This window comes from Pandoraea cepalis (genome assembly GCF_902459625.1).
Lineage (GTDB): Bacteria > Pseudomonadota > Gammaproteobacteria > Burkholderiales > Burkholderiaceae > Pandoraea > Pandoraea cepalis.
In genome coordinates this window covers 39,801-62,677 of the sequence record NZ_CABPRY010000015.1, presented here as the reverse complement: position 1 = coordinate 62,677, position 22,877 = coordinate 39,801, and the positions used below count along the sequence as shown (strand labels likewise).

Here is a 22,877-nt window from a genome sequence, read left to right as displayed (position 1 = left end):
GACACCACGCATACCTGACGGTTAAGACGACCATGACGAATCCGACGCAAGACATCAAACTGCCCTCGAAGATTGAAGTCAATAACCTGAACTTCTTCTACGACAAATATCACGCGCTCAAGAACATCAACCTGCGCATTCCCGACCGCAAGGTCACGGCCTTCATCGGCCCATCGGGCTGCGGCAAATCGACGCTGCTGCGCACGTTCAACAAGATGTATGCGCTGTACCCGGAGCAACGCGCCGAGGGCGAGATCAACATGGACGGTGAAAACCTGCTGACCTCGAAGCAGGACATTGCGCTGCTGCGCGCGAAGGTCGGCATGGTGTTCCAGAAGCCGACGCCGTTCCCGATGTCGATCTACGACAACATCGCCTTCGGTGTGCGCCTGTTCGAAAAGCTCTCGCGCTCGGAAATGGACGACCGCGTGGAGTGGGCGCTGACCAAGGCGGCGCTGTGGGGCGAAGTCAAGGACAAGCTGCAACAGTCGGGCTACGGCCTGTCCGGCGGTCAGCAACAGCGACTGTGCATTGCGCGCGGCATTGCGATCCGCCCGGAAGTGCTGCTGCTCGACGAGCCGTGCTCGGCGCTCGACCCGATCTCCACGGGCCGTATCGAAGAGCTGATCGCCGAACTCAAGGACGACTACACCGTGGTGATCGTCACGCACAACATGCAGCAGGCGGCACGTTGCTCGGACTTCACCGCCTATATGTATCTGGGCGAATTGATCGAATTCGGGGAAACGGAGAAGATCTTCATCAAGCCGGACCGTAAAGAGACCGAAGACTACATCACCGGCCGTTTCGGTTGATGCCCACGAGGAATTTCGATATGAACGACAAACACCTTTCCAGCCAGTTCGACTCGGACCTGAATCAGCTTTGCTCGCGCGTTCTTGAAATGGGCGGCCTGGTCGAATCGCAGCTCGTGACGGCCATGCGGGGGCTCAACACGTTCGACCGTGCCTTGGTCGACGAAGTGATCGCCACCGAGCAGCGCCTGAACACCATGGAAGTCGAGATCGACGAAGAGTGCAGCAAGATCATTGCCCGTCGTCAGCCGACCGCGCGCGATCTTCGCCTGCTGCTCTCGATCTCGAAGTCGATCACCAACCTCGAGCGCGCAGGCGACGAGGCCGAGAAGATCGCCAAGCGGACCCGTCACCTCCTGGAAGACGGCGCGGCGCAAACCGTGAACTTCGCCGAGATCAAACTCTCGGGCGACATGGCCGCCCAGTTGTTGCGCCGAACGCTCGACGCGTTCGCGCGTCTCGACATCGTGGCCGCGGCCGAGATCGTGCGCGACGATAAGGCCATCGACAACGAATTCCGTGGCTTCGTGCGCAAGCTGGTGACCTACATGATGGAAGATCCGCGCACCATCTCGGCGGGCCTGGAATTCCTGTTCATTGCCAAGGCGATCGAGCGCATCGGCGATCACGCGAAGAACATCGCGGAATTCATCATTTACATTGTCAAGGGCACCGACGTCCGGCACATTTCGCGCGAAGACCTGCAGCGCCAAGTGCAAGGCGAATGAACGGCCCGACATTATTGAAGGTTTGAGAGGAAACCGATGCCCAGCAGCATTCTGATCGTGGAAGACGAGCCGGCGATTTCCGAGCTGATCTCCGTTAATCTGCAACACGCGGGTCACTATCCGATTCGGGCCTACAACGCCGAGCAGGCACTCACGCTGATCAGTGACGTGCTGCCCGACCTGGTGCTGCTTGACTGGATGCTGCCAGGCAAGTCAGGCGTGACGTTCGCACGTGAGCTTCGGGCGAACGAGCGGACCAAGCACGTGCCGATCATCATGCTCACCGCGCGCAGCGAAGAGCAGGACAAGGTGATGGGCCTGGAGATCGGCGCGGACGATTACGTCACCAAGCCGTTCTCGCCGAAGGAGCTGATGGCGCGGATCAAGGCCGTGCTGCGACGCCGTGCGCCGCAGTTGACCGAAGACGCGGTGAGCGTGAATGGCCTGAAGCTCGATCCGGCCACGCATCGCGTCACGAGCCACCAGTCAAGCGGCGACATCAAGCTGGACTTGGGGCCGACGGAATTCCGTCTGCTGCACTTCTTCATGACGCATCCGGAGCGCGTGCACAGCCGCTCGCAGTTGCTCGATCAGGTGTGGGGCGATCACGTGTTCGTGGAAGAGCGCACGGTGGACGTGCACATCAAGCGTCTGCGTGCCGCGCTCAAGCCGGCCGGCCACGATGCTATGATCGAGACCGTACGCGGCAGCGGCTATCGCTTGACGAAGTCGGCTTGAGGCATCGCGCCTCGCCTTCGGGCGAGGCCTGCCGTGCCAATGCCGCCCTTGTCCCATGGGTCGCGGGCGGCAAAACCCCTGTGCATCGTCTATGAATATCATCTGGGCCCGTGCGCTGACGTTCCTGATCCTGCAAGCCGCCGTCTCGACGGCTGTCGGCGGGTTCTTTGGCGCAAGCGTGGGCTACATTACGGCCATCGTCCTGCTGGTCACGCAAGTCCTCTTCAACGTCTACCACGCCCAACGCCTCTGGCGTCTTCTCGACGCCCCGGTCTACGGTGAGGTGCCGAGTGCACTCGGGTTGTGGGGGGAAATCTATTACCGGCTGCACAAGCTGGCCAAGCGCTGGCATAACCAGGTCAAGCAGGTGGAACAACAGCACGCTCGCTTCATCCAGGCGATCCAGGCATCGCCCAACGGCGTGATCATGCTCGACGAGCACAACCAGATCGAATGGTGCAATGCGATCGCCGAGTCGCATTTCGGTATCGATGCCAAGCGTGATCTTCGTCAGCAAATCACGCATCTCCTGCGCACACCGGCCTTTGTGCACTACCTGTCCTCGGAGCGCTACGACGAGGCGCTGCTCATGCACCACATGGGCGAGAAGCGCAACAACGTGCTTTCCATGCAGGTGTTCCCGTATGGCGACCACCGCAAGCTCATGATTTCGCTCGACGTGACCGATCTCGAACGCACCGACTCGATGCGTCGCGACTTTGTGGCCAACGTCTCGCATGAACTCAAGACGCCACTGACCGTGCTCTCCGGATTTCTGGAGACGGTCGGCGAGCTGCCGCTCTCCCCTGAGGAGATCCAGCGCTATATCGAGATCATGCGCCAGCAGGCCTCGCGTATGCAGAACATCGTGAACGATCTGCTCACGCTGGCGAAGCTCGAAGGCAGCGGCAAGCCGCCGCCGGACGAGCGCATCGATATGGGCATGCAGATGCGCTCGCTACGCAGCGACGCAGAAGGGCTCTCGCAGGGGCAGCATGTGATCGAAGTCACGCAGGCCGACGGACTCGATTTGCGTGGTGCCGAAGGCGAACTCCACAGCGCGTTCAGTAATCTCGTCAGCAATGCGGTGCGCTATACGCCGCCGGGCGGCAAGATCCGCATCGAATGGGGGCCGACGGACGACGGCGGTGCCCGCTTCGCCGTGACCGACTCGGGGTTGGGGATTCCGGCGGAGCATATTCCTCGGCTCACCGAGCGCTTCTACCGTATCGACCGCAGCCGATCGCGCGATACGGGCGGCACCGGCCTCGGCCTCGCGATCGTCAAGCACGTGCTGACGCGCCATCAGGCCGATCTGAAGGTGACGAGCGAGGTGGGGCACGGCAGCACGTTCGCCATCCAGTTTCCGCCCACGCGCGTGGCGCAGCGCGCGCCGGTCGACGCCATCCCGCCACGATTGACCGTAGACGGCTAAGCCTGGGCGACTCGGCGCGCACGGTACACGCGCACGGCTGACCGGTCAGGTCAGCCGCGAGTGCCGATCTGTACCTGCTGTGCGAGTTCGTGCATCAGTGCCATCTGGCTGTTGAACGGCGTCTTGCCCGGCTTGCGACGCACGTAGGTGCCGTCCGGACGCATCAACCATGCGGCGGTGTTGTCACGCAGGTTCACCATCAGACCCTCGCGAATCACGCGGGCCTTCAGGCGCTTGTCTTGTACCGGAAAAGCCACCTCCACGCGTCGGAAGAAGTTGCGCTCCATCCAGTCGGCGCTTGAAAGCATGACTTTTTCGTCGCCGTTCGCATAGAAGTAATAGATGCGATGGTGTTCGAGAAAGCGCCCGACAAGCGAGCGCACGGTGATGTTCTCGGAAAGGCCCGGTACACCGGCGCGCAGCGAGCACACGCCGCGCACGATCAAATCGATTTTCACTCCCGCACGCGACGCTTTGTAAAGCTCGGCAATGATCGTCGGTTCGAGCAGCGCGTTCATTTTCGCGATGATGCGGGCTTTCTTGCCTGCAGCCGCTGCTTCCGTTTCTCGACGGATCGCTTCGAGCAGATGCGTGTGCATCGTGAACGGCGATTGCCACAGGCCCTGCAACTGGGTCTGCCGACCGATGCCCGTCAGTTGCTGGAAGACGACGTGGACGTCGGCGCACAGCGCCTCGTCGGCGGTCATCAGGCCGAAGTCCGTGTACAGACGGGCCGTGCGCGGGTGATAGTTGCCGGTGCCGAGATGGACGTAGCGTTTGAGGAACGTCTTCTTGCCCTGGTGCGCGCGACGCACCACGAGCAGCATCTTCGCGTGGCACTTGTGGCCGACCACGCCGTAGACGACGTGCGCGCCGACCGCTTCGAGCTGCGCTGCCCAGTTGATGTTGGTCTCCTCGTCGAAGCGTGCCAGCAGTTCCACCACGACCGTGACTTCCTTGCCGTTGCGGGCCGCCTCCATCAGGGCGTCCATCAGTGCGGATTCGTTGCCGGTACGGTAGATCGTCTGCTTGATGGCCACCACGTCAGGGTCGCGAGCCGCTTGCAGCAGCAGCTCCAGCACGGGCTGGAAGCTGTCATACGGGTGATGCAGCAGCAGGTCGCCCTGGTCGATGACGTCGAAGATTGACGGCGACGCGCTCATGCGCTTGGGCAGCGCCGGCACGAACGGCGCGAACTTGAGGTCCGGACGGTCGACCATCTCGGGCAGGGGCATCAGGCGCACGAGGTTGACGGGGCCCTTGACGCGGTAGCAGTCCGAGTCGCCCAGGCCGCACTCCGTCTGGAGGCGCCGCACGAGGCGCGATGGTGTACCGGCATCGACTTCGAGGCGTACGGCGTCGCCGAGATGGCGGGCCGGGAGTTCGCCTTGCAGCGCGGTGCGCAGGTTGGTGATTTCGTCCTCGTCGACGAACAGATCGCTGTTGCGTGTGACGCGGAACTGATGGCAGCCTTTGGCCGTGAGTCCTGGGAACAGTTCACTGGCGAAGCGCAGCATGAGCGAGCTGAGCAGCACGAAGCTGTTGGGCAGGGGGGCGAGCGCCGCAGGCATGGGGACCAGCCGGGGCAGGGCACGCGGGGCCTGAACGATGGCGAGTTCGGCGTCGCGGCCGAAGGCGTCTTTGCCTTCGAGTTCGACGGCGAAGTTCAGGCTCTTGTTGAGCACGCGCGGGAATGGGTGCGCCGGATCGAGCCCGATCGGTGTGAGGACTGGCACGAGTTCGCGCTGGAAATAGTCGCGGGCCCACTCGACCTGAGCGTCGTTCCACTGACCGGACGGGTGAAACGCGATGCCTTCGGTTTCGAGACGCGGCAGCAGGCTGTCGAACATTGCGTACTGCTTTTCCATCAGCGCCTGTGCCCGGGCGCAGACTTGCGTGTAAACTTGCTGGAACGTCATGCCGTCGGGCGTGAGCATGCCCGGATTTTCGCGCATCTGCTCCTTCAGTCCGGCGACGCGGATTTCGAAAAATTCATCCAGATTGCTACTCACGATACAGACGAAGCGAAGGCGTTCCAGCAGCGGCGTGGCCGGATCCGCCGCCTGGGCAAGCACGCGTTCGTTGAACGCCAGGATGCCCAGCTCGCGGTTGAGCAGCGGATAATTCATGGTGACCGTGCGAAAGACATGGGATTGGTGTGAATTCTTCATCCGTATTGTTACCGTTATATGACGTTCACATTTGTCAACGACGTGTCATATTCCATTTGTAGCGTATTCGTCATTTATTTGTCGAGTGCGCGTCATGCTTTTTGTGCGACACGTTCTCCACTCCGGCACTCTTCGCTCAGGCGCATCCCGACATGAGTACTCCCTCGCCCTTGTTAGCGGCCGTCGATCTCGGCTCGAACAGTTTTCGCCTGATCATCGGCCGCGTGGAGGAAACGTCCGCCGGCACGCAGATCTATCAGGTCGATGCGCTGCGCGAGCCGGTTCGGCTGGCGGCGGGCCTGAACGACGAGAAGTACCTCGATCATCCGTCGCAGCAACGCGGCTGGGACGTTCTCAAGCGTTTCGGCGAGCGGCTGCGGGGATTTCATCCCGACAAGGTCCGCGCGGTGGCCACGAATACGCTGCGTGTCGCCAAGAACGCGGACGATTTCCTCGGTGAGGCACAGCACGCGCTCGGGTTTCCCATCGAAGTCATTGCCGGGCGGGAAGAGGCGCGCCTGATCTATGCGGGCGCCGCGCACTCGGTGCCGACGTGCCAGGGTAACCGGCTTGTCGTGGACATTGGGGGGGGCTCCACCGAATTCATCATCGGGCAGGATTACGAGCCGCTCATCATGGAGAGCCTGTATATCGGCTGCGTGAGTCATAGCCGGCAGTTCTTTCCCAGCGGCAACGTCGATGAATACGCGATGAAGCAGGCCGAACTGGCCGCCCGTCGCGAGATCCAGATCATTGCGGCGACGTATCGTGACGCCGCCTGGTCGCAGGCGATCGGCTCGTCGGGAACGGCACGTGCGCTGGCCGAATTGCTCGAAGCCAATGGGTTCAACGACGGCGGTTTGCACGGCCTCACGCGCGGTGGGCTCGAGCGCCTCAAGCGCGCGCTCATCAAGGCAGAGAACGCCAACCGCCTCAAGCTGGCGGGGCTCAAGCAGGATCGAATTCCGGTGCTGCCGGGCGGCCTGTCCATCATGTTGTCCGTCTTCAATGAACTCGAGGTCGAGCATATGGAGACGACCGACGCCGCGCTGCGGCTCGGCGTGATGTACGACTTGCTGGGGCGTACGCAGCATCAGGATATGCGGGCGGTGACCGTCGAGCAGTTCGTGCGCCGGTATGGCGTGGACCGTGCCCAGGCCGAGCGTGTAGGACGCCTGGCGATTCGGCTGTATCGCCAGTTGCCGGTCGAGGCGGTCGAGGTGCTCGAAGACGACGGCGCGGCGGGGGATCTGGACGACGGTCGCGGGGAAGGCGAGGCGTTGCTCAACTGGGCGTCGTCGCTCCACGAGATGGGGTTGTCGATCTCGCACAGCGCGTACCACAAACATTCGGCGTACATCGGCAGCAATGCGGATATGCCGGGCTTTTCGCGCCCCGATCAGGCGCGGCTGGCCGAGTTGCTGCTGGGGCATGTCGGCAAGCTGGGCAAGTTGGCATCGCAGGCGCAGCAGGTCGATTGGCAACTGTTGTTCTGTCTGCGCCTGGCGGTATTGTTTTGTCGCCGCCGCACGGATGCGTTGCCGGACGCCATCGAGGTCAAACGGCTTGGCGATGGCTTCATGGTGTCGGTGCCGCGTGCGTGGATCGACGCCAATCCGCTGACCGACTACAGCCTGCAGCGTGAGGCGCAGGAGTGGGAGAAGATCGGCATGCGCTACAAGGTCGTGTACGCCTGACGCATGAGGGCCAGCTCGCCTCTTGAAGGCGGGGGGGCAAACGACGAAGCCCGGCATCTGCCGGGCTTCGTCGTGCCCGTTGGCGAGACGGACGACTTGCGAGGAGGCGGCAGGCGATCAGGCCTGTTTGAGCTTGTTCAGCAGTTCCGCGCCAAGAAAATGGCGTGCGTAGCGCGGGTTGATATCAGACAGGCGGAATAGCGTGAGGAAGTCGGCAGTGTTGAAGTCGGGGTCCCAGGCCGGGGCGCCGCAAATACGGGCGCCAAGGCGCAGGTATCCCTTGACCAGAGCGGGCGGCTCGACCTCCAGCGTCGATTGCAGCTCGCTCACCGGCAGCGCGATGCGCGGCACGGCGTGATACTCGGCCGGCGCCATGGCGGTGTCCTGCAGCTTGCGATAGAGACTGGCGGCGTAGTGGCCGCCGTCGGCCATCGGCACGCTGGCGCAACCGAGCATCGTCTCCAGGCCGTTGCGCAGCATGTACTCGGCCAGACCGCTCCAGAGCGCCATGATGACGGCGCCGTTGCGGTATTCCGCATGCACGCATGAGCGACCGGTTTCGAGCATCTTCGGGCGCAGATGGTCCAGCCGCGAGAGATCGAATTCCCCTTCGGAGTACAAACGGCCAAGGCGTTTGGCTTGGTCCGGGGGCAATACGCGGTAGGTACCGACCACCTTGAGCGAATCCTGATCGCGCACGATCAAGTGGTCGCAGTATTGGTCGTACTCGTCGACATCCAGGCCTGCGGGGCCCTTGACCGACGCGCCCATTTCTTCGGCAAAGACGTGGTATCTCAGGCGCTGGGCTTCCCGAAGCTCGCTTTCGTCGCGTGCCCACGCCACACCCAGATTCGGCTTGACAGGCGTTTCAGGGCGAGGAAGACGCCTCCGCGAGGTGGGGGTCAACGAAGAGAGCGGCATGGTGGGGTTCGGCAGGTCGCGCATAAAGGCCCTTTGTTTGACGGTCGCGTTGCGACGTACTTTAAAAAGCATCAATGTCGATTCCGTGAACGGTGAGTGACAATTCTATGACAAAACTTTCGGTATCACGCTGTCAGGGCGCGTTTTGGGCGCCTTGCGCCAGCCAATTCACGGGGGGGGGCGGAGAGGGGGCGTCGCCGTCGCATGCGCTTCAGAGCAGGTCAGGATTGACGACGGCGCGCACGACCACCTGGCTTTCCTCTTCGCGGCGGCGTGAGGAGAGCCACCAGATGCCGGCCTTCTTGATCGTCCAGTAGGCTTCCTGGCCGGTCAGCAGCAGGGCGGCGAGTTGGCCGAGGGCGGGTTGGTGACCGACGAGCACGACCGTCTGGACGTTGCCGGGCCAGCCGATGGTCCCCAGCAGCGTCATGGCGTTCGCACCGGGGGCGAGATCGCGCACGATGCGCGGTGTGGGGGTGAGCGCCTGGGCGGTCTGGACCGCCCGCAACGCGGGGCTGGAGAGGATGAGCGCATCTTCGGGGAGGCGCGGGCGCAGCCATTGGGCGGCCTTTTCAGCCTGTTTGCGGCCACGGTCGGTGAGCTCGCGGGCCAGATCGGCCTGGGCACTGAGGGCGAGGGAGGCTGGCAGGTTTTCGGCGTCGGCGTGACGCCAGAGAATCAGGTTCATCGACACAGGTTCGGACATGGTGAACCTCCCACTATGACGGGGTTTCGTGGCGACGGCATGACCGTCGGCGAGCCGCTGCGAGACAACTATTGTGCCAGCGGTGGATGGAAAAATGCCGACGCAGAGCACATTGATTTGACGCGGTGCGCCGAACCCACTAGAATGCGTGCTCTTCGTCGGAGCGTAGCGCAGCCTGGTAGCGCATCTGATTTGGGATCAGAGGGTCGTAGGTTCGAATCCTATCGCTCCGACCACTAAATTCAAGGGGTTGGGACAGGCAACATCTATTGTCCCTAATCTCTGCCCTTGTAATTTCCCAACGACTTTAGCGACAACGTCTTGCGCGTGTGCATGTGCCGCGTGGTTCGCTGTGCGTGTCCGCTGCGGCGCGCTGGGCATGCCATTTGCGTGCCATGACGGTCTCTTGCCTCCATGTTGATTAGTAGACCAATGTAAGTTGGCGCGGCGGTCGTGGACGCGCATCGCGTATCTCGCATTGTCGAACGGCTTAACCGCCGAGCGAGACTTCCGGTTGGGATGTATCCGATATTCATACGAACGGGCTAATTGGCTCGTCGCGTCCGCGCTAGACGCGCGACCGCCTCGGGGCGACCTGTGACGACGGTGTGCATACGTTCTTGGCGTTTCGATGAGACGCGCTGGCCTTGCAAACGATAACGAAAGCCGGATAACTTGAAAAAAGACACATCGATTCTTTGACGGCTGAATTCGTTAGATTTTGGAGGCGCATGGCAACGATCATTCCCTCTCTGTCCTCATGCGCGGGCAGAATGCAGCCCGGCGAACGCAGACTCGCCGAGCGGCTGGAGCAGAAGCTCGAAGACGACTATTTGATCTGGTATGACGTTCCCGTCGCCACGATGCAGTCGTACCCGGACTTTGTGGTGCTGCACCCTCAGCGTGGGTTGCTCATACTCGAAGTCAAGGATTGGAAGATTACGACCGTCCTGCGTGCCGATCGCGGCGACTGGCAAATTCTGGGCTGCAACGGCCCCAAAACCGTCATCAGTCCGCTTGAGCAGGCGCGTCGATATACGCTCGAAATCGTCAACGCGCTTGAGCGGGATCCGCAACTGGTGAATCCGCCAGGGCACGCCTACGAGGGGAAATTGCGGCTGCCCTGGACGTTCGGCGTTGTGCTGCCGAATATGACGCGCAAGCAATTCACGGATGGCGGTTTGGGGCATGCACTCGAGCCTTCGAGAGTCATTTGCGCTGACGAAATGACCGAGTCTGTCGACGCGGAAGCGTTTCAGACCCGGTTGTGGCAAATGTTCAAGTTCCAGTTCCGCGAAAAACTGACGTTGCCGCAGATCGATCGATTTCGATGGATACTTTTCCCGGAAGTGCGCGTGCAAGGCACCCAGCTCGACCTGCTGTCGGATCAGATCGAATTGCCCGACATCATGGCCGTCATGGACGTGCAGCAGGAGCAGTTGGCATGTAGCCTGGGCGATGGTCACCGCGTCATTCACGGCGTGGCAGGGTCGGGAAAGACGATGATCCTCGGTTATCGCGCCGAATATCTGGCGACGCAATCGGACAAGCCCGTGTTGGTGCTTTGTTTCAGCGAGCCACTTTCCCGAAAGATCCAATCGGTAATGGAGGCCAAGGGCTTGTCGGCCAAGGTCATCGTCCGACATTTTCACGGCTGGTGTTCGGATCAATTGAACGCCTATCACGTCACGCGCCCGAAAGGGGCGGGTGAACGGTTTTTTGCGGAACTCGTTCAGTGCGTGATCAACGCCGTTGATCGAGGCAGTATTCCCGCGGCGCAGTACGCCGCCGTGCTGATCGACGAGGGCCACGACTTCGAGCCGTCGTGGTTCAAGCTAGTCGTGCAAATGGTCTCGCCGGAATGCCGTCATTTGCTCGTGCTGTATGACGACGCACAATCGATCTTCAATCGTTCCGAGCGGCAGGGATTCAGCTTCAAGAGCGTTGGCGTGCAGGCGCAGGGACGCACGACAATTCTCAAGATCAACTATCGGAATACGCGGCAAATACTCGCGCTTGCCGCGAGCGTGGCCGAGGACATTCTGGACGCGAAGGCCACTGACGACGATGGGGTGCCTTTGATTCGTCCGATCAGCTGTGGGCGAGAGGGGCCGCAACCCATGCTGATCAAACTTCCGTCGATTGCCGATGAGGCCGAAGCCATTTCGAAGCAAATGGGCCAGGCGCATCAGCAAGGCACGGCGTGGCAGGACATGGCGATCGTCTATCGGACATGGAGTGTCGGCCAGGCGTGCGTTGACGCGCTGGCGAAGGCGCGAATCCCCTACCAGTGGCAACAGCGAGATCGCAAGCGGTTCTCTCCCAGTGCGGACGCGGTCACCTTATTGACCATGCACGCCAGCAAAGGCCTGGAGTATCCGTTCGTGGCCGTGCCCGGCGTCGGAGCGATGTCGCTGGATGACGCCGATCTGAAGCAAGAGGCTCGCCTCTTTTACATTGCGGCGACACGCGCGACTCACCGGCTCCTTGTCACTGGTAGCGGGGATTCTCTGTTCATGCGCAAGCTGTTTCCTGAGAATGCGTTGCCAGTCACTTCCTGAGCGCGGATCGGGCGCGTAGTGAATGTGCGGCGGAAAGTGGCCCGTCGCCTCCGTCGCTCACGCGAACCTTCCGCGTCGATCGCCTGCCTGTGGGTATGCAGATTGCGTCGTGGTACGATCGGATTCATTCACGTCATTCAGATCGTGGTTTCGATCCGGTCCGGGCCCGTCGCAAGGCGGGTACATCAGGGGGCAATATGTCTGCCGAGCAAAAGACGCCTTATCGCGGGTTCATCATCGTTACCGTTCTCGAACGCCTGCCCAAGGGGCGCGCGCGACTCTCGGCCAAGGTGCTTGCCGACGATGCGGATCACAAGCGGCGACTTGGCGGAAAGAAGCTCCTGCAGGCCAAGCGTTGGTTCGATCATTTTGCCGACGACCTGGTCGCGCCCATCATCGAAGGGCTCAAGCGCACGATCGACCTCGAATTGGCGGCGGCAGCGAAGGCGGCCAAGTCTCTCAAACCTGCAAAGGCGGCGATCGGTGTGAAGTCCGTCAGGACGACAAAGCCCAAGGTCGTGAAAGTGCCGACGGTCGCCACTGTCGATCGCTGACAATCCGATCATGTACATTTTCCGAGATTTGTGTGTATAATCCCGACCTTGTCCAAAACTTGGGCATCGAGGGAGGCGGTCCTCATTGACGAACGATGAGTGTGCCGCTTTGCCATCAATCAACCGTTCAGCCAGTCTGGAAGGCGCAATGCGGGGTTCGCGGTAAGCGAGCCGGGCGTTGAAAGCCAATCGGGAGATCGCAGAGGAGGTGATTCGCGGTCCCGCCGGATGTGGTGTAGTGCAGTCCGTGGCAAATCCGTTCGTCGTGCCTGGCAGGGGATGTCTCTTGCAGGGCGGGGAAGGGTGCTTTTGCCCGGTAAGTTAAATTTGCGGCTCTCGCGAGCCAATTCACTATACGAGCTATTGCATGACCAAGATTCTGATTAAAGACGGTGAACCCGTTGAAGTCGCACTGCGTCGTTTCCGCCGCGCCATCGATGGCACGGGCCTGATCAAGGAAGTCAAGGCACGTGCGGCTTACGAAAAGCCGACGGCCGAGCGCAAGCGCAAGAAGGCTGCTGCCGTGGCCCGTCTGCGTAAGCGTCTGCGCAGCCAGACCCTGAAGAAGAAGATGTACTAAGCACGGCGTTGCGCCCTATGGGTGCGGTGAAGTGTGAAGTGAAAAACCCGCCGACAGGCGGGTTTTTTTATGGACGAGCGGCGATCATCGATTTGCTACACTCGTGGCCGTCGCCGCGATGCCGCGAAGGCTTCATTCCCCAGACTCCCCATGATTCCCCTATGAAAACGTTGACTTTTGCCGCGCTCGACGCGCTGACCCAGCAAGCCGAGCAGTCGCCGCGTGCACGTATGAACCAGAACTTGCACGCGTCGCTGGACGATCCGATTCAGCGCCTGGCCATTGCGATGGAGCCTGCTACGTACATTCGCCCGCATTTGCATCGTTACACATGGGAACTGCTCACGGCGCTGCGCGGGTGCTTTGTCGTTCTGACGTTTGACGAGGCAGGCGTTGTCACGGACCGCAAGGTGCTGGGCGAGGACACGAGCGTAACGGAGACGGCGCAGGGCACCTTCCACACGGTGCTTTCGCTGGACCCGGGGGCCGTGATTTTCGAGGTAAAGCACGGCCCGTATCGGCCGTTCGTCGAGTCGGACTACGCGGGTTGGTCGGCGCCGGCAGACACGCCCGAGGCGGCCGCGTTCATGGAATGGGTCAAGACGGCGCAGGTGGGCGACCGCTGGGCCGCCTGACGGACGGAGGTGTCGCTGCGGCACACTTTCGGCGGTTAGCGCGTCCAGCCTTGAAACCCGGCGGCCATGGCGAGCAGTGCCTGGGTCGCCGCGTCGATGGCGCTGTGCCAATCATCTCCGGCGAAGCGTGGGTGAAGGTCGCGCGCATCGGTGACGCCCTCGGGGCTGACAGATGGTTCGCGTCGGGCTTCGTTGCCGAACGACGTGGTCGCCGCGGCATGCAACCGCCAGACCGGCACGCCCAAACCCGTGGCCAAGTGCGCGTGTGTGGTGTCTAAAGAAATCACCAGATCCAGATTGTCGATGAGCGAGGCCTCGTCGGCCAGATCATCGCAGTCGGCGCGCCAGTCGATCCAGTCGACGGTTTCGGGCGGAATGGCGCGGGACGTGTCGCACGTGGGCCGACCCAGGGGTACCCAGGAAACGCCCGGTACGCGGAGCAGCGGTGCTAGCGCTGTGAATCGGGCGGTGCCGCGTGCCACGGGCGCTTGGGATTCGTCATGCGAATCTTGGCATCGAAAAGAGGGCAAGGACCGGCGAGATCACGGCGCCGGGCAGATGGCACGGTAACGCCGCGCCTACGGCATACCGGGGAGCTGTCACGCCCGACATGATAGAGGAGGCAGGCCATTGCATTTCGACGTCACTTTTGCCAACGGGGCAGATGCTTTTGCCTGAAGGCAAAATATTTGAAGTGACCGATGCTGGCGCGGTCTGAGAAGAGGTGCTGTTGTGGAGGCGGGCTGTAGTGAATCGCTGCGAAGCGCGGCGCCAAAGCGGAACGCCGGCATGACCATCGCATCGGGCGGAGGCAAAAAAATGCCCCGGCGAGCCCGGCTACGCGGGGCATTTCGGCCATTCTTGGGATGCGCCAAATGCGTATATGGTCCCCCCGACAGGAATCGAACCTGTATCTAGCGCTTAGGAGGCACTCGTTCTATCCATTGAACTACAGGGAGGGCGCGATGACGGTTTGACGCAGGCATCCTACAGTCTCGCGAGCGCAAGAGTATAACAAAAAGATCTTGCGCGACACCGTCAAAACAGCGATCGCGATTTGGCTCATGCCGCTGACGCGTCGCCGAACACGTCGGTTGTGTATGCGGGCGTGGCCGCGTCAAACCACACCCTCGGCGCGCAACTGCGCGATCCTGGCGTCGTCGAATCCGAGGTGTTCGCGCAGGATGTCGTCGCTGTGCTGTCCCAGCGTGGGCGGTGCGGAGTGCGCAAGCGGCGGCGTCTCGCTCATCTTCATGGGACTCGCCACCACCCGAGCGACACCCCCCAACGCATGCGGCAACGACACCTCCATGCCGCGCGCCTTCACCTGCGGATTCGCGAACACCTCCGGCAACGTGTTGATCGGCCCACAAGGCACGCCTGCGGCTTCCAGCTTGTCGATCCAGACATCCTTGCCGAACTTGCGCACCATCTCGGCGAGCATCGGCACCAGCACTTCCCGTTGCCGCACGCGCGATGGATTCGTCGCAAAACGCGCGTCGTCCGCCAGTGCCGCTTCGCCGCCGGCCTCCACGAACTTGCGGAACTGGCCGTCGTTGCCTACCGCCACGATGATCCAGCCGTCGTCCGCCGTCTGGAATGTCTGATACGGCACGATGTTCGGATGCGCGTTGCCCCAACGCACTGGTGCCTCGCCGCTTGCGAGATAGTTCGTATTCATGTTCGCCAACGTCGCCACCTGCGTGTCCAGCAGCGCCATGTCGATGTATTGACCCACGCCCGTGCGGTCACGATGCGTGAGGGCCGCCATGATGGCGATGGTCGCGTACATCCCGGTCATCAGATCGGCAATCGCGACGCCCGCCTTCTGTGGGCCGCCGCCGGGCAGGCCGTCACGCTCGCCTGTAATGCTCATGAAGCCCCCGATGCCCTGCACGATGAAGTCGTAGCCCGCGCGCGACGCATAGGGACCATCCTGGCCGAAGCCGGTCACCGAGCAATAGACGAGGTCCGGCTTGATGGTGCGCAACGAAGCGTAATCCAACCCGTATTTCGCCAACTGTCCAACTTTATAGTTCTCGACGATCACGTCGCTCTGCGCCGCCAATGCCTTGACGATAGCCTGCCCTTCGATAGAGGCGATATCCAACGTGAGCGAGCGCTTGTTGCGGTTTGCGGCGAGGTAGTAGGCGGCTTCGCCCGTCTCGCGTGCGTCGGCGTCGCGCTGATAAGGCGGCCCCCATCGGCGCGTGTCGTCCCCGACACCGGGACGCTCGACCTTGATCACGTCCGCGCCCAGATCGGCCAGATTCTGTGTGGCCCACGGGCCGGCCAACACGCGCGAAAGGTCCAGCACCCGGATATGACTCAGCGCACCCATCGTCCTCTCTCTCCTCGGTTTCATTGTTTGATCGCTGTCCCGATGTTGCGCGCGGAACATTGTTTTGCATTGCGGAACTTTCGAAGGGAAGTTTACGGTGCGCAACGGGCCGCTGACCAGCGCCGTTTCGCAGTGCGGTTGTTGGCTGGGCGCCGTGGGGGGGCTGATTTCCCGTATAATCAAAAGTTTGCAAAATACCCCGCCCAGCTTGACTGGCCCGGTCCCCACGCTCCTTCGCACGCTATGAAAGTCGCAGACATTCGGGAAAAATTCCTCACCTTCTTCGAGTCGAAGGGGCACACCATCGTGCGCTCGTCGAGCCTCGTGCCGTCCAACGACCCCACGCTGCTGTTCACGAACTCCGGCATGGTGCAGTTCAAGGACGTCTTCCTCGGTCTCGAAACGCGCCCCTACAAGCGCGCGACCACGGCCCAGCGCAGCGTGCGCGCGGGCGGCAAGCACAACGACCTCGAGAACGTCGGTTACACGGCCCGCCATCACACGTTCTTCGAAATGCTGGGCAACTTCTCGTTCGGCGATTACTTCAAGCGCGAAGCCATTCAATACGCTTGGGAACTGCTGACGAACGTCTACAAACTGCCCAAGGACAAGCTCTGGGTGACCGTCTACCAGGAAGACGACGAAGCCTACGACATCTGGGCGAAGGAAGTCGGCGTGCCGACCGAGCGCATCATCCGCATCGGCGACAACAAGGGCGCGCGTTACGCGTCGGACAACTTCTGGCAGATGGCAGACACCGGTCCGTGCGGCCCGTGCTCGGAAATTTTCTTCGACCACGGCGCAGACGTGTGGGGCGGCCCGCCCGGATCGCCGGAAGAAGACGGCGACCGCTATATCGAAGTCTGGAACCTCGTGTTCATGCAGTTCAACCGCGACGAGCAGGGCAACATGACGCCGCTGCCCAAGCCGTGCGTGGATACCGGTATGGGGCTGGAGCGTATCGCGGCCGTGCTGCAACACGTACACAGCAACTACGAGATCGACCTGTTCCAGCACCTGATCAAGGCGGCCGGCCGTGAGACCGGCGTGACCGATCTCGCCGCGAACTCGCTCAAGGTGATCGCCGATCACATCCGCGCGTGCGCGTTCCTGATCGTCGACGGCGTGATTCCGGGCAATGAAGGCCGCGGCTATGTGCTGCGCCGAATCATCCGCCGTGCGATCCGCCACGGTTACAAGCTCGGCTGCAAGACGCCATTCTTCTACAAGCTCGTGCCCGACCTGGTCGCCGAGATGGGCGCGGCCTATCCGGAACTGGCACAGGCGCAGCAGCGCGTGACCGACGTGCTCAAGCAGGAAGAGGAACGCTTTGGCGAAACCATCGAGAACGGCATGGAGATTCTCGACGGCGCCCTGGCCGATCTGGCCAAGCGCGGCGTGACCACGCTCGACGGCGAACTCGCCTTCAAACTGCACGATACGTACGGCTTCCCGCTCGACCTGACGGCGGACGTCTGCCGCGAGCGCAGCATCACCGTGGACGAAGCGAGCTTCGACGCCGCCATGGCGCGTCAACGTGAACAGGCGCGCGCCGCCGGCAAGTTCAAGATGGCGACGGCCCTCGAATACAACGGCGACAAGACGCGCTTCCAGGGCTACGACAAGCTCGCACTCGACGGCGCGAAGGTCACGGCGCTCTACGTCGACGGCACGAGCGTGAACAAGCTCGCCGCCGGGCAGCAGGGCATCGTGGTGCTCGACACCACGCCGTTCTACGCCGAGTCGGGCGGCCAGGTGGGCGATCAAGGGCTGATTACGGCAGGCGGCGCCCGCTTCGGTGTGGCGGACACGCAGAAGATTCAGGCCGACGTCTTCGGTCACTATGGCAAGCTGGAATCGGGTGAATTGACGGTGGGCGCGGCGGTCACGGCGCAGGTCGATGCCGTGCGTCGCGCACGCACCGTTCGCAACCACTCCGCAACGCACCTGATGCACAAGGCGCTGCGCGAAGTGCTGGGCGGCCACGTGCAGCAGAAGGGCTCGCTCGTCGACGCCGACAAGACCCGTTTCGACTTCGCCCACAATGCCGCGATGACCGCCGAGGACATCCGTCGTGTGGAGGACATCGTCAACGCCGAAGTGCTGGCCAATGCACCGACGCAGGCTGCCGTGATGTCGTTTGACGACGCGGTCAAGGGCGGCGCGATGGCGCTTTTCGGTGAGAAGTACGGCGACGAAGTGCGGGTGCTCGATATCGGCACGTCGCGCGAACTGTGCGGTGGTACGCACGTGGCGCGCACGGGCGACATCGGCCTGTTCAAGATCGTGATGGAAGGGGGCGTGGCCGCCGGTATTCGCCGCGTGGAAGCGATCACCGGCGACAACTCGGTGCGTTTCGTGCAGAAGCTCGACGATCAGGTCAACGAAGCGGCTGCGGCGCTCAAGACCCAGCCGGCCGAACTGACGCCGCGCATCGCGCAGGTGCAGGAACAGGTCAAGTCGCTGGAGAAGGAACTGGCGGCACTCAAGTCGAAGCTGGCGTCGAGCCAGGGCGACGAATTGCTCGAGAAGGCCGTCGATGTGAGCGGTCTGAAGGTGCTAGCCGCGCAACTCGAAGGCGCCGACGTCAAGTCGCTGCGCGAGACGATGGACAAGCTCAAGGACAAGCTGGGCAGCGCGGCAATCGTGCTCGCGGCGGTCGAGGGCGGCAAGGTCAGCCTGATCGCCGGCGTGACGGCCGATGCCACCAGCAAGGTCAAGGCCGGTGAGCTGGTCAACTTCGTCGCGCAACAGGTCGGCGGCAAGGGCGGCGGTCGTCCCGACATGGCGCAGGCCGGTGGTACCGATCCGTCGCAATTGTCGCAGGCGCTCGCCGGTGTGCAGGGCTGGGTGGCTGGCAAGCTGTAACGGTGAGGCGAGCGCGGCGGCGTTCGTCGCGGCTCGCCGTGGGACCTGCCAGCCCCGGTAGCGCATCGTGATCGCGCTTGCAGCACGCAAGTTGCACAGAACCCCAAGCGTTGGATCGCGATCCGACCCTTGGGGTTTTTTCATCGTGACCGGCTCAGGCGACCCTCGACGGGCGACAGTCGGCCAGCGCTTCAAGCGCGATGTCGTGCAGCAGGGGCGCGTGTCGTCGAATGCTGCCGAAGCGCGTCATGTGGCCTGATACCCCAGCGGTACAGTTTCGGTATTCGAAAGGATCGGTAAGCCGGAGAGGTCAGTGTTTCGCGAGAGAAAGGATCCAGGCGGACGCGCACGGAGAATGCGGCGCATTGCCCCTGATGCCACAGGGGAACCCCCGCTTGTCCTGATGGTTTGCATGTAAAGTATTCGGCAGAGCTCGCGTGCCTTCGCGCGATTTTCCTCCGCTACCGTTATGCCCGCCACCTTCACCGAATCCGACCGCGCCATCTCGTCGCGCCAGCCGTCGCCTGAGCGCGCGGCGTGGCGCATTGCGCTGTCCTGCATGCTCGCGCTCGCCATTGCCATGGGGATTGGCCGCTTCGCGTTCACGCCGATGCTGCCGCTGATGCTGCATGAGCACCTCACCGACATTCAACACGGCAGTTGGCTCGCGTCGCTCAACTATGCGGGCTACTTCGTCGGCGCGCTGTCGTGCATGTGGCTGCGCTTTACCCCGACGCGCATCGTGCGTTTCGCACTGGCGCTCACGGTCGTGCTGACGCTCGCCATGGGCCTGCTCGATTCGTTCGCCGTGTGGGCCGTCGTGCGTACGCTGGCGGGGATCATGAGTGCCTGGGCGATGGTGTTTTCGGCCGGCTGGGCCTTCCGAAAGCTCGGTGAGTTACACATGCCGAGTCTGGGGGGCGTGATTTTCGCGGGCCCCGGCGCCGGCATCGTGGTGACGGGGCTGCTCGCGAGCCTGAACAGCTCGCTCGCGTGGCCTGCGCGCGGTGGTTGGCTGCTGTGCGGGGGGCTGGCGCTGGCGCTGCTCGCGTTGATCTGGCGCACCTTCGAGCCGGATGGCCCCGCACCCGCGACGGCGGCTGGCGCGGCAAACCCCGGGCACGCTACGCACGCCGCACTGGCGCAGCCCGCGGCGCATGCCGTCAATCATGGCAGCGGCGAGACGGTGATTCCCGTCACGGTGCTCTACGGGTTTGCCGGCTTCGGCTACATCATCACCGCCACCTTCCTTCCAGTGATTGCGCGACAGGCGCTGCCTGGCTCGCCGTGGCCGGATCTCTTCTTTCCGTTGCTCGGCCTCATGGTGATGCCCGGCGCGATCATCGGTGCACGGGCGCCACAGGCTTGGGACAATCGTCTACTGCTCGCGGCATGCTATGTCACGCAAGGGTTGGGCGTCGGCATCGGCATCGTGCTGCCAAACGTCGTGGGGTTCGCGGTGGGTAGCGTGCTGGTCGGACTGCCGTTCACGGCGATTACCGTGTACGCGGTGCGTGAGTGCCGACGCCTGCGTGGGGACAATGCCAATGGTCTGATCGGCCTGGTGACGGCATCCTACGGGATCGGGCAGATCGTTGGACCGCTGGTCGCGGCGCCTCTGGTCGCGGCGACCGGTAACTTCACGGCAGCACTGCTATGTGCGAGTGGCGCGCTGGTGCTCGGGGCGATCGGCTTCGTATGCGACTGGCGACGCTCGCTCGAGCGCGCACCTTGATGCGCCCGGGGCGCCAAGGCGCCGCGGCGACACTTCCATCCCCTTGGAACTTGCTATGTCTTTTACTCTGCAGGCGGGCAGAAAAGCCGCCACGGCCATCAGCGACGCCGAGCGCCAGATGCGTGTCGACCTCGCGGCGTGTTACCGGCTCGTTGCGCTGTATGGCTGGGACGATCTCATCTACACCCATATCTCGGCGATGGTGCCGGGCGAGCCGGGGCATTTCCTCATCAATCCGTTCGGTCTGGCGTTCGATGAAGTGACGGCGTCGAACCTGGTGAAGATCACGATGACCGGCGAGATCGTGGGCGAGAGCGAACATCCGGTGAACGTGACCGGGTTCGCGCTGCATGGCGCGGTGCATGCGGCGCGCCCGGATGCCGTATGCGTCATGCATCTGCACAACACGGCCGGCATCGCGGTGTCGATCCAGCCGCATGGCTTGCTGCCGATCTCGCAGCACGCGCTGCGCTTTCACGAGCGCATCGGCTATCACGATTACGAGGGGCTGGCGTTCTCGCCATCCGAGGGTGAGCGGCTCGTGGCGTCGCTCGGGGCGCACTCGGCCATGCTGCTGCGCAATCACGGCACGCTCACGACCGGGCGCTCGGTCGCCGAGGCCTTCGTGCTGATGGCCACGCTCGTCAAGGCGTGCGAGATCCAGTTGCAGGCGTTGGCGGGCGGCACGGCGCCCCATCTGCCGAGTCCGGCCGTGCAGGACAAGACCGCGTTTCAGCTCGAAGATGGCGGCGCCATCGAAGGCGTGCTCGAGTGGCCTGCACTGCTGCGCAAACTGGATAGAATAGACGCCTCGTTTCGCGATTGAACGCCGTGCCGGCGCGACATCGGGAACGGATGGCAAGCCCGCGAGCCCTTGATGGAGGGCGAGGGCGGCGCTGCCGATCTTGATAACGACACAAGGAGAGAGACTGCAATGCCAACGTTTCACGTCGAGATGTTCGAGGGGCGCTCGATCGAGCAAAAGCGCGCATTCGTCAAAGCGGTCACGGAAGCGGCCGTGACGACGATCGGTTGCACGCCGGAATCCGTCGACATCATCATTACCGACGTCAAGTCTGAGAACTGGGCCACCGCCGGCGCGCTGTGGTCGGATCCACGTCCTGAGTCCGTCTGAATGTGCCGGTGGCCTCCCGCGGGGCGCCACCGGCAGGTCAAACGCACGGGGTCTTACCGGATCCCTGCCGCATTGATGAGGTTGTCATGTCGCAAGTCCCGTCTGCATCGAATCTCCACGCTTCCGCCCTGACGAACCCTGTGTCCCCGACTGCCGCGGATGGCGCGGCGGCCCAAACGCCGCAACACTTCGCGTCGGACAACTACGCCGGGATTTGCCCCGAGGCGTTGCATTATCTGATCGAGGCCAATGCCAGCGGTCACGAGGTCGCCTATGGCGACGATACCTGGACGCAGCGTGTGTGCGACGGCATTCGCAAGCTGTTCGATACGGACTGCGACGTCTTTTTCGTCTTCAACGGCACGGCGGCGAATTCGCTGGCGCTGGCCTCGCTGTCTCAGTCGTACCACTCCGTGATCTGCCACGAACTGGCGCACGTCGAGACCGACGAGTGTGGCGGTCCCGAATTTTTCTCCAACGGCGCGAAGCTGCTCACCGCGCGCGGCCGCGAGAACAACGGCAAGCTCACCCCGGACGCCATCGAGTCCGTCATCAATCGACGCTCCGACATTCACTTCCCGAAGCCCAAGGTCGTCACGCTGACGCAGGCCACGGAGGTCGGCACGGTCTACTCGGTCGACGAAGTCAAGGCGATTTCGGCGTTGGCCAAACGGCGCAACTTGCGCGTGCATATGGACGGCGCGCGCTTTGCCAATGCGGTCGCGACGCTGGGCTGTCATCCGGGCGACGTGACGTGGCGGGCCGGCGTGGACGTGCTTTGCTTCGGCGGTACGAAGAATGGCTTGCCGGTCGGCGAAGCGGTGGTGTTCTTCAACCGTGCGCTGTCGGAAGACTTCGCGTATCGGGTAAAACAGGCCGGGCAACTGGCCTCGAAGATGCGCTTCATTTCCGCGCCCTGGCTTGGCATGCTGGAGAACGACACATGGCTGCGCAACGCGCGTCACGCGAATGCGATGGCGCAGTTGCTCGCGCAACGCATTCGCGACGTGCCGGGGGTGTCGATCATGTTCGAGACGCAAGCCAATGCCGTATTCGCGGAACTGCCGCTGCATGTGATCGAAGCGCTGCGAGCCAAGGGCTGGCGCTTCTATACGTTCATCGGCGCGGGCGGTTGCCGCCTGATGTGCGCGTGGGACACCCGCCCGGAGACGGTCGAGCGTCTGGCGGCGGATATTCGGGCGCTGAGCGCGAACCGGTAACGCACACGTCATCGATCCCGGCGCGGCAGTCCGTCGC

General features: G+C 62.8%; 19 protein-coding genes and 2 tRNA genes. 15 read left to right on the top strand and 6 right to left on the bottom strand.

Annotation, left to right across the window (positions count from 1 at the left end; all coding sequences use genetic code 11):
- Positions 1 to 32: 32 nt before the first annotated feature.
- From pstB to phoR, 4 genes are all read left to right on the top strand, one after another.
- On the top strand, positions 33 to 815 hold the full coding sequence (pstB, locus tag PCE31107_RS21470; protein WP_130026477.1) for a phosphate ABC transporter ATP-binding protein PstB: 783 nt from the start codon (positions 33 to 35) through the stop codon (positions 813 to 815).
- A gap of 20 nt (positions 816 to 835) precedes the next feature.
- Positions 836 to 1,543 carry a phosphate signaling complex protein PhoU gene (gene phoU / locus PCE31107_RS21465; protein WP_017231896.1) on the top strand — a complete coding sequence of 236 codons (708 nt, stop codon included), beginning with the start codon at positions 836 to 838 and terminating at the stop codon, positions 1,541 to 1,543.
- A gap of 36 nt (positions 1,544 to 1,579) precedes the next feature.
- On the top strand, positions 1,580 to 2,281 hold the full coding sequence (gene phoB, locus PCE31107_RS21460) for a phosphate regulon transcriptional regulator PhoB (RefSeq protein ID WP_130026476.1): 702 nt from the start codon (positions 1,580 to 1,582) through the stop codon (positions 2,279 to 2,281).
- Between the two features lie 91 nt (positions 2,282 to 2,372).
- Complete coding sequence (phoR, locus tag PCE31107_RS21455; RefSeq protein ID WP_130026475.1) at positions 2,373 to 3,716, top strand: phosphate regulon sensor histidine kinase PhoR; 1,344 nt, start codon at positions 2,373 to 2,375, stop codon at positions 3,714 to 3,716.
- Positions 3,717 to 3,766: 50 nt separating this feature from the next.
- On the opposite strand, the gene ppk1 is transcribed toward phoR, so the two are convergent.
- Positions 3,767 to 5,887, bottom strand: a complete 2,121-nt coding sequence (gene ppk1 / locus PCE31107_RS21450) for a polyphosphate kinase 1 (protein ID WP_150610600.1) — start codon at positions 5,885 to 5,887, stop codon at positions 3,767 to 3,769.
- Positions 5,888 to 6,039: 152 nt separating this feature from the next.
- Here ppk1 and ppx point away from each other — a divergent pair, with 152 nt between their 5' ends.
- On the top strand, positions 6,040 to 7,584 hold the full coding sequence (ppx, locus tag PCE31107_RS21445; protein ID WP_150610599.1) for an exopolyphosphatase: 1,545 nt from the start codon (positions 6,040 to 6,042) through the stop codon (positions 7,582 to 7,584).
- A gap of 117 nt (positions 7,585 to 7,701) precedes the next feature.
- On the opposite strand, the gene PCE31107_RS21440 is transcribed toward ppx, so the two are convergent.
- Together PCE31107_RS21440 and PCE31107_RS21435 are read right to left on the bottom strand one after the other, a co-directional pair.
- Positions 7,702 to 8,529 (bottom strand): GNAT family N-acetyltransferase, encoded by an 828-nt coding sequence (locus PCE31107_RS21440; protein ID WP_130027893.1) that lies wholly within the window; start codon positions 8,527 to 8,529, stop codon positions 7,702 to 7,704.
- 187 nt (positions 8,530 to 8,716) lie between these two features.
- Positions 8,717 to 9,193, bottom strand: coding sequence for a SixA phosphatase family protein (locus PCE31107_RS21435; RefSeq protein ID WP_150610612.1), 477 nt, complete (start codon positions 9,191 to 9,193; stop codon positions 8,717 to 8,719).
- A gap of 177 nt (positions 9,194 to 9,370) precedes the next feature.
- Here PCE31107_RS21435 and PCE31107_RS21430 point away from each other — a divergent pair.
- From PCE31107_RS21430 to PCE31107_RS21410, 5 genes are all read left to right on the top strand, one after another.
- Positions 9,371 to 9,447 (top strand) — tRNA-Pro (locus PCE31107_RS21430).
- 495 nt (positions 9,448 to 9,942) lie between these two features.
- Entirely contained in the window at positions 9,943 to 11,772 is a 1,830-nt protein-coding gene (locus PCE31107_RS21425) for a DEAD/DEAH box helicase (RefSeq protein WP_174966752.1), read from the top strand.
- Between the two features lie 197 nt (positions 11,773 to 11,969).
- Positions 11,970 to 12,326, top strand: a complete 357-nt coding sequence (locus tag PCE31107_RS21420) for a hypothetical protein (protein WP_150610598.1) — start codon at positions 11,970 to 11,972, stop codon at positions 12,324 to 12,326.
- 367 nt (positions 12,327 to 12,693) lie between these two features.
- The gene (rpsU, locus tag PCE31107_RS21415; protein WP_017231887.1) at positions 12,694 to 12,906 is read left to right on the top strand and encodes a 30S ribosomal protein S21; all 213 of its coding nucleotides are present in this window, start codon (positions 12,694 to 12,696) and stop codon (positions 12,904 to 12,906) included.
- A 161-nt stretch (positions 12,907 to 13,067) separates the two neighbouring features.
- Entirely contained in the window at positions 13,068 to 13,541 is a 474-nt protein-coding gene (locus tag PCE31107_RS21410; protein ID WP_130026471.1) for a WbuC family cupin fold metalloprotein, read from the top strand.
- A gap of 35 nt (positions 13,542 to 13,576) precedes the next feature.
- Here the strand turns inward: PCE31107_RS21410 and PCE31107_RS21405 are convergent, their stop codons facing one another.
- From PCE31107_RS21405 to PCE31107_RS21395, 3 genes are all read right to left on the bottom strand, one after another.
- Positions 13,577 to 14,023, bottom strand: a complete 447-nt coding sequence (locus PCE31107_RS21405; RefSeq protein WP_150610597.1) for a glycosyltransferase family 9 protein — start codon at positions 14,021 to 14,023, stop codon at positions 13,577 to 13,579.
- Positions 14,024 to 14,425: 402 nt separating this feature from the next.
- Positions 14,426 to 14,500 (bottom strand) — tRNA-Arg (locus tag PCE31107_RS21400).
- Positions 14,501 to 14,658: 158 nt separating this feature from the next.
- The gene (locus PCE31107_RS21395; protein ID WP_150610596.1) at positions 14,659 to 15,882 is read right to left on the bottom strand and encodes a CaiB/BaiF CoA transferase family protein; all 1,224 of its coding nucleotides are present in this window, start codon (positions 15,880 to 15,882) and stop codon (positions 14,659 to 14,661) included.
- 243 nt (positions 15,883 to 16,125) lie between these two features.
- On the opposite strand from PCE31107_RS21395, the gene alaS reads away from it, so the two are divergent.
- The 5 genes from alaS to PCE31107_RS21370 all read left to right on the top strand — a co-directional run bounded on the left by alaS (position 16,126) and on the right by PCE31107_RS21370 (position 22,840).
- A complete protein-coding gene (alaS, locus tag PCE31107_RS21390; RefSeq protein WP_150610595.1) occupies positions 16,126 to 18,750 on the top strand; it encodes an alanine--tRNA ligase in 2,625 nt (874 codons plus the stop codon).
- A gap of 469 nt (positions 18,751 to 19,219) precedes the next feature.
- Positions 19,220 to 20,485: a YbfB/YjiJ family MFS transporter gene (locus PCE31107_RS21385; protein WP_150610594.1), complete on the top strand. Its 1,266-nt coding sequence runs from the start codon at positions 19,220 to 19,222 to the stop codon at positions 20,483 to 20,485.
- A 55-nt stretch (positions 20,486 to 20,540) separates the two neighbouring features.
- Positions 20,541 to 21,311 carry a class II aldolase/adducin family protein gene (locus PCE31107_RS21380; protein ID WP_150610593.1) on the top strand — a complete coding sequence of 257 codons (771 nt, stop codon included), beginning with the start codon at positions 20,541 to 20,543 and terminating at the stop codon, positions 21,309 to 21,311.
- Positions 21,312 to 21,419: 108 nt separating this feature from the next.
- Positions 21,420 to 21,620 carry a 4-oxalocrotonate tautomerase gene (locus tag PCE31107_RS21375; RefSeq protein ID WP_246181927.1) on the top strand — a complete coding sequence of 67 codons (201 nt, stop codon included), beginning with the start codon at positions 21,420 to 21,422 and terminating at the stop codon, positions 21,618 to 21,620.
- A gap of 86 nt (positions 21,621 to 21,706) precedes the next feature.
- Positions 21,707 to 22,840: a threonine aldolase family protein gene (locus tag PCE31107_RS21370; RefSeq protein ID WP_246181926.1), complete on the top strand. Its 1,134-nt coding sequence runs from the start codon at positions 21,707 to 21,709 to the stop codon at positions 22,838 to 22,840.
- Positions 22,841 to 22,877 lie beyond the last annotated feature (37 nt).

Coding starts and splice junctions, on each gene's coding strand:
- pstB (WP_130026477.1), top strand. CDS start 33: ATGACGAATCCGACGCAAGACATCAAACTGCCCTCGAAGATTGAAGTC.
- phoU (WP_017231896.1), top strand. CDS start 836: ATGAACGACAAACACCTTTCCAGCCAGTTCGACTCGGACCTGAATCAG.
- phoB (WP_130026476.1), top strand. CDS start 1,580: ATGCCCAGCAGCATTCTGATCGTGGAAGACGAGCCGGCGATTTCCGAG.
- phoR (WP_130026475.1), top strand. CDS start 2,373: ATGAATATCATCTGGGCCCGTGCGCTGACGTTCCTGATCCTGCAAGCC.
- ppk1 (WP_150610600.1), bottom strand. CDS start 5,887: ATGAAGAATTCACACCAATCCCATGTCTTTCGCACGGTCACCATGAAT.
- ppx (WP_150610599.1), top strand. CDS start 6,040: ATGAGTACTCCCTCGCCCTTGTTAGCGGCCGTCGATCTCGGCTCGAAC.
- PCE31107_RS21440 (WP_130027893.1), bottom strand. CDS start 8,529: ATGCGCGACCTGCCGAACCCCACCATGCCGCTCTCTTCGTTGACCCCC.
- PCE31107_RS21435 (WP_150610612.1), bottom strand. CDS start 9,193: ATGAACCTGATTCTCTGGCGTCACGCCGACGCCGAAAACCTGCCAGCC.
- PCE31107_RS21425 (WP_174966752.1), top strand. CDS start 9,943: ATGGCAACGATCATTCCCTCTCTGTCCTCATGCGCGGGCAGAATGCAG.
- PCE31107_RS21420 (WP_150610598.1), top strand. CDS start 11,970: ATGTCTGCCGAGCAAAAGACGCCTTATCGCGGGTTCATCATCGTTACC.
- rpsU (WP_017231887.1), top strand. CDS start 12,694: ATGACCAAGATTCTGATTAAAGACGGTGAACCCGTTGAAGTCGCACTG.
- PCE31107_RS21410 (WP_130026471.1), top strand. CDS start 13,068: ATGAAAACGTTGACTTTTGCCGCGCTCGACGCGCTGACCCAGCAAGCC.
- PCE31107_RS21395 (WP_150610596.1), bottom strand. CDS start 15,882: ATGGGTGCGCTGAGTCATATCCGGGTGCTGGACCTTTCGCGCGTGTTG.
- alaS (WP_150610595.1), top strand. CDS start 16,126: ATGAAAGTCGCAGACATTCGGGAAAAATTCCTCACCTTCTTCGAGTCG.
- PCE31107_RS21385 (WP_150610594.1), top strand. CDS start 19,220: ATGCCCGCCACCTTCACCGAATCCGACCGCGCCATCTCGTCGCGCCAG.
- PCE31107_RS21380 (WP_150610593.1), top strand. CDS start 20,541: ATGTCTTTTACTCTGCAGGCGGGCAGAAAAGCCGCCACGGCCATCAGC.
- PCE31107_RS21375 (WP_246181927.1), top strand. CDS start 21,420: ATGCCAACGTTTCACGTCGAGATGTTCGAGGGGCGCTCGATCGAGCAA.
- PCE31107_RS21370 (WP_246181926.1), top strand. CDS start 21,707: ATGTCGCAAGTCCCGTCTGCATCGAATCTCCACGCTTCCGCCCTGACG.